Origin of the sequence: Dyella sp. (assembly GCF_035508675.1) — a bacterium.
In the GTDB taxonomy this organism is placed as follows: Bacteria; Pseudomonadota; Gammaproteobacteria; order Xanthomonadales; family Rhodanobacteraceae; genus Dyella_B.
The window spans coordinates 1-12,319 of sequence record NZ_DATJMN010000219.1; the positions used below are offsets into that span (position 1 = coordinate 1).

General features: G+C 59.5%; 8 protein-coding genes. 6 read left to right on the plus strand and 2 right to left on the minus strand.

Translation table 11 applies throughout. The features are described from left to right. The 3 genes from VMA74_RS11480 to VMA74_RS11490 form a co-directional block, all read left to right on the plus strand. Positions 1–1,636 (plus strand): TonB-dependent receptor domain-containing protein (locus VMA74_RS11480; protein ID WP_325367053.1); only part of this gene is annotated, 1,636 nt, incomplete at its 5' end. A gap of 78 nt (positions 1,637–1,714) precedes the next feature. Further along, positions 1,715–3,964 (plus strand): family 20 glycosylhydrolase, encoded by a 2,250-nt coding sequence (locus VMA74_RS11485; protein ID WP_325367055.1) that lies wholly within the window; start codon positions 1,715–1,717, stop codon positions 3,962–3,964. 342 nt (positions 3,965–4,306) lie between these two features. Further along, positions 4,307–4,567: a hypothetical protein gene (locus tag VMA74_RS11490; protein WP_325367057.1), complete on the plus strand. Its 261-nt coding sequence runs from the start codon at positions 4,307–4,309 to the stop codon at positions 4,565–4,567. Positions 4,568–4,629: 62 nt separating this feature from the next. On the opposite strand, the gene VMA74_RS11495 is transcribed toward VMA74_RS11490, so the two are convergent. Further along, complete coding sequence (locus tag VMA74_RS11495; protein ID WP_325367059.1) at positions 4,630–6,249, minus strand: FkbM family methyltransferase; 1,620 nt, start codon at positions 6,247–6,249, stop codon at positions 4,630–4,632. Between the two features lie 200 nt (positions 6,250–6,449). Then, complete coding sequence (locus VMA74_RS11500; RefSeq protein ID WP_325367061.1) at positions 6,450–7,502, minus strand: polysaccharide biosynthesis/export family protein; 1,053 nt, start codon at positions 7,500–7,502, stop codon at positions 6,450–6,452. A gap of 392 nt (positions 7,503–7,894) precedes the next feature. Between VMA74_RS11500 and VMA74_RS11505 the strand changes: the two genes are divergently transcribed. From VMA74_RS11505 to VMA74_RS11515, 3 genes are all read left to right on the plus strand, one after another. Beyond that, the gene (locus tag VMA74_RS11505; protein WP_325367063.1) at positions 7,895–8,329 is read left to right on the plus strand and encodes a low molecular weight protein-tyrosine-phosphatase; all 435 of its coding nucleotides are present in this window, start codon (positions 7,895–7,897) and stop codon (positions 8,327–8,329) included. 53 nt (positions 8,330–8,382) lie between these two features. Then, complete coding sequence (locus VMA74_RS11510) at positions 8,383–10,584, plus strand: polysaccharide biosynthesis tyrosine autokinase (protein ID WP_325367065.1); 2,202 nt, start codon at positions 8,383–8,385, stop codon at positions 10,582–10,584. Between the two features lie 326 nt (positions 10,585–10,910). Further along, positions 10,911–12,149: a polysaccharide biosynthesis C-terminal domain-containing protein gene (locus VMA74_RS11515; RefSeq protein ID WP_325367067.1), complete on the plus strand. Its 1,239-nt coding sequence runs from the start codon at positions 10,911–10,913 to the stop codon at positions 12,147–12,149. The last annotated feature ends 170 nt before the right edge of the window (positions 12,150–12,319 follow it).

Below are 12,319 nucleotides of genomic sequence, written 5' to 3' on the forward strand. Positions count from 1 at the left end.
AAACAACTTCTTCCTTGGGAAACAGTTGGGCACCACCAAGGACAGCAGCGGCAACACCATTCCCATTTACGCCATGAACTGGCAGCAGTGGTGGAACCCAATCACGCCGCAGCAATACAGCCAGTTCGCCGTCAATGGCGAGGACACCGCGACCTCGTGGCTGGACCAGGCGCAGTTCCGCGTCAACGGTGACCTGTACACGTTGCCCTGGGTGCATGATCAGCCGATCGGTTGGGCAGCGGTGCTCGAAGCCGCGCACAACGGCTACCTGCTCTCGCCTGACCCGCGCGGGGCCGACTCAAGCACATTCGTGAACCCGTTCTATTCGTATCTCACCGGTGGCGGTACCCGCCAGCGCTATTCGTTCGGCAACGAGTTCCGCGTACCGTTGCTGGATTCGGTGACGTGGACGATCTCCGGCCGCATCGACAAATACCACGACGCCAGCAGTGCTGATATCGCGCGTACCTGGGGCACAGGCCTGGAATGGCGCCCGTATGACGGTCTGCTACTCCGTGGCAGCTACGGCACCAACTTCAAGGCGCCGGACATGCAGGCTATCTACCTGACCAGCACCAGCTCTCCGATAGGCGATTACGCTGATCCCTTGCAATGCATTAACGCCATCAAGTCGGGCCAGTCCAACAGCACATGGTGTAGCACGGTACAGCGTCCGCAATCGCAGTGGTACACATTGAATACGAATGGCAGCCCCTACTTGCAGCCGCAGACCGGCCACTCCTGGACCTACGGTTTCGTGTGGCAGATCCCGGGCGTGCAAGGCCTGTCGTTCTCGGCCGATTACTGGCACATGGGCGTGGACAACGCCATCGAGTACCAGGGCGCAGACACCGTGCTGGCCGACGAGGCCGGTTGCCTTACCGGCTACCAGGTAAACGGTTCGTCCTCTCTGTCGCCGTACACGGCGCATGCGCCGGGTTCGGCGTATTGCCAGCTGGTGACCAAGTATGTTCAGCGCAATGCGTCCGGCCAGATCATCTCCGAGCAGTCCGGCCCGATCAACGAAGCTTCGCTATACGTAAGCGGTATCGATGCTTCGCTGGATTACAAACTGCACACTGACGACTGGGGTGATTTCCGCGCCAACATCAACTACACCGACAACCTCGAGTACAAGCAGCGTGTGCTGGCTTCAGACCTGTTGCAAAACACCCGCTACAACATCGTGGCGAGCAGGATCGCGTGGATTGCCGACTGGCACAAGGGCGACTGGGACGTGTCGATCTCCGGTGTGCGCGATGGTGGCCTGCGCGCCCCGAACTACGGTAGTTGCAACACGCTGCCCAACGGCATCCAGCCGAGCATGGTTACGGTGCAAAATGGCACCGAGACGGTCGCTACGGGTGTTTGCCAGGTGACCGTCAACGGCACCCCCGTCACCGTTGCCGACACCGAATACCAGGGCCATACGCCGGTGTGGATCACCTGGAATACCTCGGTCGCGTGGCAGATCAACCACATGACCAAGCTCAAGCTCACCGTCAACAATATCTTCGACAGGGTTTCGTCGATTCCGTATTACGCAGGTGGCTTCGAGTACGTCACGACGGGTCAGACCGGTAGCGAGTACAACGGCCGCGAGGTATTCCTCACGTTCGATTACAAGCTCGATTGACGCAACAAAGCGAGCCCGGCCCCAAGCCGGGCTCGCTGCTTTTGATGTTAATGATCACGTTGTAAGGGAGTCCAACTGATGCTTAAACCTCTCCTGGCCTGGTGCCTTGGCTTGTCCATCGTCATCGCGAGCACCTCGGCGGTTGCGGACATCAGCATCATCCCGAAGCCGCAGCAGCTGGAAGTCGGGGAGGGGGCTTATCACCTGGATGCACATACCGGCATCGACGCGCCGACAAGTGCGCGCGTGCGGCAGATCGTCGCCTTTCTGCGCGAATCGATCCATGCGCAAACCGGCATCCAGCTTTCGCGCAACGCGCACGAGCACGGCATCGTGCTGGCCTTCGATCCTACCGTGCATGGCGATGAGGCTTACCGCTTGCTGGTTACGCCGCGTGGTGTGGTGATCCAGGCGTCCAGTGACAAGGGCCTGTTCTGGGGCGTGCAGACGCTGCGCCAATTGTTGCCGCTGGAACGTGCATCGTCCGTCGACATTCCCGCCGTCAACATCAAGGATGCGCCGGCGTTCGCGTACCGCGGTTTCATGCTCGACGTGGGGCGGCATTTCTTCCCCGTTTCCTTCATCAAGAAACAGCTCGATTTGCTGAGCTACTACAAGATCAACACTTTCCACTGGCATCTCACGGAAGACCAGGGTTGGCGCATCCAGATTCGCCGCTATCCCAAGCTGACCGACGTAGGCGCGTGGCGCGCCGAGGAAGACGGCAGCCGCTATGGCGGTTTCTACACGCAGAGCGAGATCCGCGACGTGATCGCGTATGCGCGGGAGCGCAACATCATGGTGATCCCGGAAATCGAAATGCCGGGCCACAGCACGGCTGCGCTGGCTGCATATCCGGAATATTCCTGCACCAAGCAGCCGCTGACCGTGCCGCATACCTGGGGCGTGTTCAAGGACATCTATTGCGTCGGCAATCCGGAAACCTTCAGCTTCCTGCAGCACGTGCTGGACGAGGTGATCGCGCTGTTTCCTTCGCCGTACGTGCACATCGGCGGCGACGAAGCGCCCAAAGATCGTTGGAAAGCCTGTGAGGCTTGCCAGGCATTGATGCACCAGCACGGGCTGAAGGACGAGGAAGGGCTGCAGAGCTACTTCGTCAAGCATTTCCAGAGCTACCTGGAAAGCAAAGGCAAGACCATGATCGGCTGGGACGAGATTCTGGAGGGCGGCGCGGACAAGAACGCCATCGTGGAAGTGTGGCGGATGTGGCTGGGCAATAGCGTGATGCGCAAGGCGCTGCTCAACGGCAATCGCATCATCATGGCAGGCCCGTTCTACCTGGATTCCCCGCTGGATGTGTTGACGGTAAAAAGCATCTACCACACCGACATCACCAAGCCCACTGCGCCAAGCACGCCGGACGACGACCAGCTTTTTGCCGAGCACCGTGCCCAAATCCTCGGCGGCGAAGCGCCGTTGTGGAGCGAACACGCCAACCCCTTCAATGCCGAGTCCAAGATCTATCCACGTATGCTCGCATTCGCGGAAAATCTCTGGACGGGCAAGCACGGCGAAGCCGCCTACGCCGACTTCGAACAGCGTTTGCAAGCGCAATACCGTTGGCTGGATGCGCAAAAAATAGCCTATGGCCCGGAGAGCAAACCTGTGGTGGCCTACGCCATCGACTACGACGCGCAGCAAGGCGATTGGCAGTTGCATGCAAAGCGCGGCTTCGACGATCTGCAAAATCACTACACGGAAGACGGTGTGGACCCGGTTGCGCAATCGCCATCGTTCGACGACGAGTTGGACATTCACCAAGCCGGTACACTCAAAGTCGTGCCTTACCGCAACGAGCTGCGTTATGACAACGCAACCCGTTTCACCCTGGTGCATAACCTGGCATCCGGGCACGCTGTTACCTTGGCGCAGCCACCCGATGCTTCCTATGCGCCGGTCAGTGCCTTGGTGGATGGCGTGTTAGGTACCCCGGAGATTCATGATGGCCGTTGGGTTGCCTGGCACGAGAGCAATCTCGAGGCCACCATCGATCTGCAGAGGGACACCGCCATACACGCTATTGACGTCGGCTTCCTGCAAGCAACCCAGTCCCGGGTTCTGTTGCCGGAGAACGTGACATTTCTCGCTTCATCGGATGGGCAGCACTGGACCACCTTGTACACCCATACTTCCACTTTCGATCCGGCACTGCGTGACGGCGTGCAGCGGTTCCGGTTCCAGCCGCCGCAACCCGTGACGGCACGCTATATCCGAATCGAAGCCGAGCAACGCAAAACCTTGCCTGCGTCGTTCTCGGGCGGAGCCAAGGATATCTGGCTATTCACCGACGAGATGGTCGTTCAATAAGCCATCCTTCGAATAGGAACGGCGCGTAGGCTGGGATGCAATCCCGGCATTGGACGCCACAAAAAGCGCCGGGATTTGCTCCCAGCCCGGCATTCCCATTGTCGACGAGGCGCCGATTCGGCAACCGCATTCTGCGAGAGCCTGCGCGCTGACCTTGAACTTGGAGTGTTGAAGCCCGCAGGCTTGCGCGCTATTTCGTTCCCATCATTTGCTGTTCCCCACATCCCATTCGCTTTCGTTGATCTCCTTCGGCTGCACGGATTTTTTTTCCGTGTTTTTTTTTGTTGCTTTTTACGTAACGTTACGATAATTTAAAATCGCCAAAACTCATGGAGTTACGCCATGGTCGACCCTAAAGATCCGGGAACGATGGCCATGCTGCTTCGGCCGCGCCGCGGGCGTCCGCCGAGCGGCAAGGCGAAGTCTGCCGCCGAGCGCATGCGTGCGTACCGCGCACGCCATGTGACGGTGAAAAGCGATGTGCTTCGTTCGGTGATTGCGCAATGCCAGGAAATCCAGCAATTGCTGGAGAGCAATCAGGCGTTGCGCAGCGAGCTGGATGCGGCCTACGCTGAAATTGCGCGGCTTCGTTCAGAACAATAAAAACGCGCTGCTTTCGCCATCCTTGGCGTGGCCGTGCGCGTCATCGAGTCTGCCTTCGACGCCTATGCGCCAGGGGCGGAAGCGGCGCGCGAATCGCCGTCCGTCTTTTGCCGTGCGGCTGACCGGAAACGCTTTCCTGCAGCAAACCGATTCATGAGGACCAAGTTCCTGGTGCGTATGGTTCTGCTGCCCACGCGTACTGCATCGAGTTCAATCGGAATAGGGCGTGCGTTGATCCCCAGCGTGTAAAGGCTATATCCATATCCGCAGACCCTCTGCAAGCCTTCCAGCAGAGCCGGCCAGGATTCACCGGCAATTTCCTCTACCGCTTTAACCAGCACGTAATCGATGCATTGGCGGCTAAGCAGGCGTTCGGCACCGCGCAGGACAAAAGCTTCATGTCCTTCGGCATCGATTCTTAGGCATGTGATGGGGAGGTCGTACGGGAATTCAGCATCCAGGGTCACGATGGAGGTATCGACGGTATCGTCGTCGCTGCCCAAGTACTCGATCGTTCGCGCATGTGCTTCCACTTGCGTGTCATCCGCGATCGCGGCATCGCCCATTCTCGACGGATTGAACCGTAACACGGCGTGGCCCGCTCGCTCGCCGACTGCCACGTTGGCGACGATCAACCGCTCGTGCATCCAGTTCATGGTCGCCGAGTTCCTGAGCAGGTCTGCGGCGAACGGATTGGGTTCGTAGGCATACACACGGCCAAAAGGGCCGACGATGCACGCAGCAAGCAGGCTGAACGCGCCTACGTTGGCGCCCACGTCGACGAAATAGTCGCCCCCACGCAAGACTTTCTTGAGAAAGAGTTCTTCGCGAAGCTCGTAATAGCCCTGATGTGCGATTTTTGGCGTGACGGACAGATCCTTGCCGGAGAGGATGATGCTGGGTCCGTGCACGGTCTTTCTGATCAGCTTTTCGGAAACCGGATATGTCCTGGTTTTCCGGGGCAGCAACAACCGGATCACCACTTCATTGGAATGGATCCACTTCTCGCATTCCTTGGCGATACCGCGCGCCCTGCGAAGACGAAGCAATTTCAAATGGCCTTGCCAACCGAATTTGCGGACAAGTTTGACCCAGCCGCGGATCCAGGAGCCTTCCCACAGATGCGTGCCATAAGTGAAGGGATGGGGTGCGCAAGGTTTGTCGTTCCAGTTGTATGGATAGAATGTTTCGCGTGGAAGTACCGCGATGTCCTTGCGCCACTTGAGCAGCCGGGAGTAGAGGATGGGGCCCGTCGTCACGTTGGGCGGAAGCGACCAGTCGGGTGGATTGTTATCCAGGTCATCGACGATTTTGGCGAGTGCAGGATGCCCCGCCACGCAACCAAAGGCGGCATTCGTCAAGATGAGCCCGTCTTCGCTTGCGATGAAGAAATCGTGATGCGCCGCCATGTCGTCCAGCGGCCGATGCATGATGACATCGGAATCCAGGTAGACGCCGCCGTGGTTCAATACGGCCTCGATGCGTATCAAGTCGGCCAATTGCGCGCCGCTACGGGTTTCCTTCCAATATTTGGCGAGCCTGAAACCCTCCGGCGCTACCGGGTCTTGCCAGATCATGATCTGCCAGTCCGGGTGTAGACGTCTGGCTATTTCGATGGCATCCAATTGGCTGGGGGTGGCGGGATTGGGAATCTTGAAATGGATAATTTTGGGGATGGGCATGTTCGAGGCTTCTCGTCTGCACGAATGAAGTGATGCCGTTGGATGATTGCCGATGACCACGCTTGTTCAAGACATTTGCAGTGCGCTCTCTCTTTTCGCAAGCACCGAATCGCCCGACTTCGTTCGGGCCGCTGTGTTGGGGCGATAAAAAAAGGGCGCCGCTCCGACGGCGCCCAAGCAAGGCAAGCAACGCTAAGCAATCAAAGTCCGCCTGAAGTATTGCCGTGGGCCAATGCGGCGCTGCTTACCAGGCTGCCTAGCGGGACTAGCTGGCTGAGAAAGCGGCCCCACTGGGTAATGGCCGACGCTCCCACCCAAACCACGTCGCCAGCTTGCACGTGGAAATTGTCTGCCAGCGCAAACGCGGCAGGGGAGCGTGCGTTGAGGTGATACACCGTGGCTGGCGTATGCGCGATATCTTTCACCCCACGGATCACGTAGACCGATTTGCTGCTGGATGTGACCGGGTCCAGTCCGCCGGCGCGGCCTATTGCCTGGGTCAGTGTCAGATCGTCCGTCCTGAAGGAGAGCGCTTGCGGGCGCAGCACTTCGCCCATCACGTAAATCTCCTTGTTGTCGTTGTATGCCAGGTAAAGGCGATCGCCGGGCTTGAGATACATGCGCTGCTCGACCGCCTTGTTCAGCGTATTCAAGTCGAAGTGGTAATCGTGGCCATCGCGCGTCAGTACTAGGTCCGACATGTCGGCATGTGTGAGGTCAATGCCGGCGGTGCCGATCGCTTGCGCGAGCGTCAATGGAACCGTGGTGGCTTGTTGCGGATCGTTCTTGATGAAGGCGCCTCCCAGGGTAATCAGCTGACTGCCGTAGCTGGTAACAGCCACGTCGACCTGCGGATTGGGCACGTACTTGGTGAGTTTGCTGGTCAGTGCCTGGCGCAGCTCATCGATGGTCATGCCGGAAGCCTTGATCGTGCCGACATAGGGATAGAACAGCGTACCGTCCGATCGCACCAGGCGGCTGTTGGCGCTGGTTTGTTGTTGCGAACCGGCCGGTGCGGTCAGTTCGGGGTGATCCCATACGGTGATGTAGAGCATGTCGCCAGGGCCGATGCGATAGGCCTCGGGCTGGTAATTGAGGAGCTCTTGCGGAATCGTTTGTGGCGAGATCGCCGGTTGGCTGGAGAGCCATTCCGGCGTGATCTGCACCATTTGAATGTGGCCTTTCTCCGCCCCGCTCATCGACATGTGCTGGCCAGGAATGGCGGCGCACCCGGAAAGGGCTGCGACGGTCATCACAGCGATCAAGACAAACGATGCTTTCATGTTCACCCCGCAATGTGTGGTGTGCTGCCAGTCGGTGTTGTTTGCGTACCATCGAAAAAGTGCATGGGCGGCGCAAAACACCTCGATAGCCGGAATTTGTTTGTATTAATTAAGCTTGTGAAGTCGTCGCGGCTGCGTCAACGAAGCGTTGATGGCGGCCCGGTTTTTTCCTCACGTGTGTGCAGAAAATGTTTCCGTTAGCCATTCGTTGTGGGAAATGCATGCAGATTTGACGGGAAGGGGTCTATATGGAGTGTGCAGGTTCACCCTCCATCGACACGGCATCATGATGATGGAGGGGCTTGTGACACCCACGAGGATGGGCTTTGACGTTCATACATGCGGGGAGAGTGCCGTTATACGTGTTCAAACACATCTTGGTTATTTGCGTGGGAAACATATGCCGGAGTCCGTCGGCGGAGTTTCTGTTTCGCCAAAAGCTCAAGCATTGCGATATCCAGATCCACAGTGCGGGTTTGAAAGCGATGGTGGGCCATCCCATGGATGACAACGCCATGCGCATGCTTGAGGCGCGCGGCATCGATGCCGCGACGCATCGTGCGCGGCAGCTCGAGCCCGGCATGTTGCGCGAGGCCGATCTGGTGCTCGCGATGGAGCGTGAACATCTGTCGGCAGCCTCGAGGCTGGCGCCGGAGGCAAGCGGCAAGTTGTTTCTGCTCGACAAATGGCGTGACGCGAGCGATATCCCCGATCCGTATCGCCGCTCGCCGCAAGTGTTCGAGCATGTCCACGCCATGATCGAGCGCGGGGTCGATAGCTGGCTGAATTATCTGTAACGACGAACGTCCGATTTCTTTCAAATCAGGCATATGCTTGTCAGGAGTGGCCCATGACCACCAAACAGACCTTTGCAACACGCGATGAAGATGTCGATCTGCGGGCGTTGCTGGGAACCCTATCCGATAATAAATGGCTGATCGGTGCGATCACCGTGGTGTTCCTCTTGATCAGCGTGCTCTATGCGATGCTGGCGACGCCGGTTTATCAAGCCAGTTCCTCGGTGCAGGTCGAACAGAAGGCGCCGGCCTTTCCGGGCATGAGCGACCTGTCGGAGACGCTGGGTATTTCCACTTCGCAAGCGGCGACTGAAATCCAGCTACTGACCTCGCGCAAAGTGATCGGCCAGGCGGTGGAAAACCTCAACCTGGATATCCAGGCATCGCCGAAGCGCTTCCCGTTCATCGGTTCGTACCTGGCGCGCAAGTTCGTCGCCAACCATCCGGGTGAACTGGCTTCGCCGGTATTCGGCTTGAGTCGTTACGATTGGGGCGGTTCGCAGTTGGACGTCCAGCAGCTGGACGTTCCTGCCACGATGCTGGATGAGCCGATGCAGTTGATCGCCGGCAGCGGCGGTGCTTACACGCTGAAGGATTCCGACGGCAACGTACTGGTCACCGGCCACGTCGGCCAGACCGTCAGCGCCAATGGCATCACCATGCAGGTGCAGGCGCTCCAGGCCAATCCAGGCACACGCTTCCGCGTGGTCCGGCACTCGCACATGGATACGATCGCGCAGTACCAGAAAGCCGTCCAGGCGAATGAGAAGGTCAAGGATTCGGGCATCATCGATATCACCTACAACAATGCCGATCCGATGCTGGCCACCCGGGTGCTCGATCAGGTCACTGCGCTGTACGTGCGCCAGAACGTCGACCGCAGTGCGGCCGAAGCGGCGAACAGCCTGCAGTTCGTGCGCGAACAGCTGCCGAAAGTGAAACAGGAACTGGAGCGTGCCACCCAGGCGTTGAACGCGTTCCAGCTCAAGGCGCATTCGGTCGACCTCAATATGCAGACGCAGTCGTTGCTCAGCCAGAACGTATCGATCGATAGCGCGCTCGAGCAATTGCATCTGCAGATGGCCGAAGTGCAGCGGCATTACACGCCCGAGCATCCGGAATACCGCGCGGTAGAGAAACAGATCAGCGAGCTGGAAGGGGAGAAGGGCGTGCTGCAACACAAGATCGGCATGCTGCCCAACACCCAGCAGGAATTGCTGAAGCTCAACCGCGACGTGCAGGTGAGCAACCAGACCTATACCAACCTGCTCAACCAGGCCCAGCAACTGGATATCGCGCGCGCCGGCACGGTCGGCAATGTGCGCGTGATCGATCAGCCTGCGGTGAATCTGGCGCGGCCGTGGTGGCCGCGGCCGATGTGGGTGATTCCCGGTGGCCTGGTACTGGGCTTTATCGTGGCGCTGGCCTATATCTTCCTGCGGCAGTTGCTTGCTCGCGGCGTGGAAGACACGGTGGAGATCGAGCGGCTCGGCCTGCCGGTATATGTGTCCATTCCGTTGAGCGACACGCAGCGCAAAGTGTTCACGCGCCAGCAGCATCATCGCTCCCATGGCCGGCACGTGCTGGCATTGAGCGCGCCGGCGGACCTGGCCACTGAAGCGTTGCGCGGTCTGCGCACGAGCCTGCATTTCGCGCGGCTGGAAGCGAAGAACAATGTGCTGATGATTTCGAGCCCGAGCCCGGGCGCCGGCAAGAGCTTCGTGGCCTCCAATCTGGCGGTGGTGATGGCGCAGGCCGGACAGCGCGTGCTGTTGATCGATGCGGACATGCGCAAAGGGCTGCTGCATCGCATGCTCGGCTGCAGGCCCGATAACGGTTTGTCCGAGTTGATCGCGGGGCAGGCGCAGATCAGCGATGTCGTCCGCCCCGTCGAAGGCGTGGGCCAGCTGATGTTCATTCCGCGCGGCAAGATTCCGCCCAATCCGTCGGAACTGCTGATGCATGCCAACTTCACCACGCTACTCGACACACTGCGGCCGCGCTACGACCTGATCATCGTCGATACGCCGCCGGTGCTGGCGGTAACCGATGCGGCGGTCATCGGGCACCATGCCGGCACCAGCCTGCTGGTGGTGCGTTTCGGCGTCAACCAGGTACGCGAAGTGGCATTGACCAAGCAGCGCCTTGAGCAGAACGGCGTGATGATCAAGGGCGCCATCTTCAACCTGGTTGAAAAGCGCGCGGCCGGTTACTACGCCTATGCGTATTACGCGTATCCGTCGGCGAAGGTGTAGCGGTGCGTTTCACCCCAAGCCGAAGTTCGAGCCAGTGCGCAGGTTGGTGGTGAGCGCATGCGAACCCCAACGTTGCCATGCAAATGGCGATGTTGGGGTTCGGCATCGCCTCACCGCCAACCAGGCGCCGCGCCATGATCCTTCACTCCGATCCTCTCCCCCGTCATTCATCAAAGCTGGGGGAGCGGGCATAAAAGCATGCAGCCGCTCCTATCCCCAACGCGCAGACGGCATGGATTTCCCACAACGTGAATTCCCCAGCGACTTCCATCCCTTTCCTTAACCGGCTTCCGCACGAATGGCGTCGCGCGATCGGTGCCATTTCCATGCTATGGATCGCCACCGCACTGGGTGCGGTGCTGACCTTTCTTACGCAAGCCTTGCTGGCACGCAAGCTCGGGCCATCCGAATATGGTTTGTTTGCGTCGTCGCTGTCTACCATCACCATCGCCGCATCGCTGGCCGGTTTCGGCCTGCCGGCTTATTGGCTGCAGGTGTATGGTGTAGAGGGTTGGCAGGCCAACCGCTGGCTGGGGCCTTCGCTGCGTTTCATTACCTTCAGTACCGCAACCAGCCTGGCATTGATGGTGTCGTGGGCGTTTACGGGTGCGACGCCGGATGCGCGACCATTGCTGTTACTGCTGCTGCCGCTGGTATTCGGCGTGCTTGCCGTCAGCTTGATCAGCAGCCAGCTACGGCTGGAGGAGCGCCATCAGGCACTGGCCTGGTGGCAATTGATCACACCGGGTGGCCGCCTGCTGGTTATCCTGTTGCTGTGGCTGCTGCCCGGAGTGGATGGGCGCGCGGTGGCCATCGGCTTCAGTACTGTCGCGCTCTTCATGGCCATGCTGGCGTGGCCGCAGTTGCGCGCGATGATGCGCGGCGGCATCCGTCTGTATGGGCACGGTCCGCCGCCGGAGCACCCGGTTGCCGCCCCTGCGCCGCGCATGGCGACGCTGTGGTCGTTGTCCTGGGCCTATGGTCTGGATGCGTCGCTGTACACGATCTTCTTTTCGATCAGCACGGTGCTGCTGAAGTACCTGAGCGGCAATGCGCAGGCCGGCATCTTCGGCATTGCCCTGGGTGTGATGATGGCGATCTACCTGATTCCCACCACGATCTACCAGAAATTCCTATTGTCCAAGCTGCATCGATGGGCGGCGCACGACACCGACAAGTTCTGGACGGCGTTTCGCTATGGCAGCATGGCGATGTTCGCATTCGGTACCTTGATAGGGGTGACGCTGGCCGGAACGGCGCCATACCTGGTACCCATTCTGTTTGGCGAGAAATACCACCAGGTGGCGCGGGTGCTGATGGTGCTGGCCGTGTGCGTACCCGTGCGTTTTCTCTGCACCGTCATGACCACGGCCCTGCTCAACGAAAAGCACACGCGTTACCGCGTTACCGCGACCGGCTTCAATGCCCTCGTCGTCGTGGTGTTCAATGTGATACTGATTCCCCGCTATCACGTGATGGGCGCGGCATTCGCCACGGTGTTGGGCGAAATGTCATCGTTGCTGTCGATGTACCTGGGAGTGCGGCGGTTTCATGCCCGTCGCTAGGAGCCTGCCGGGCTTGAGTGGTCGAGGCGAAAATGCGACTGCGCGAGGACAGATATTCGGCGATGCGCAAGCCCATGGTGGTTGTTATGGGTCAAGCATCGACGGACCTATGGACCGCGCGGACGCATTGGCAGCCCGGTCGATTCAAGCCCAGCAGGTTCATGGGGTCG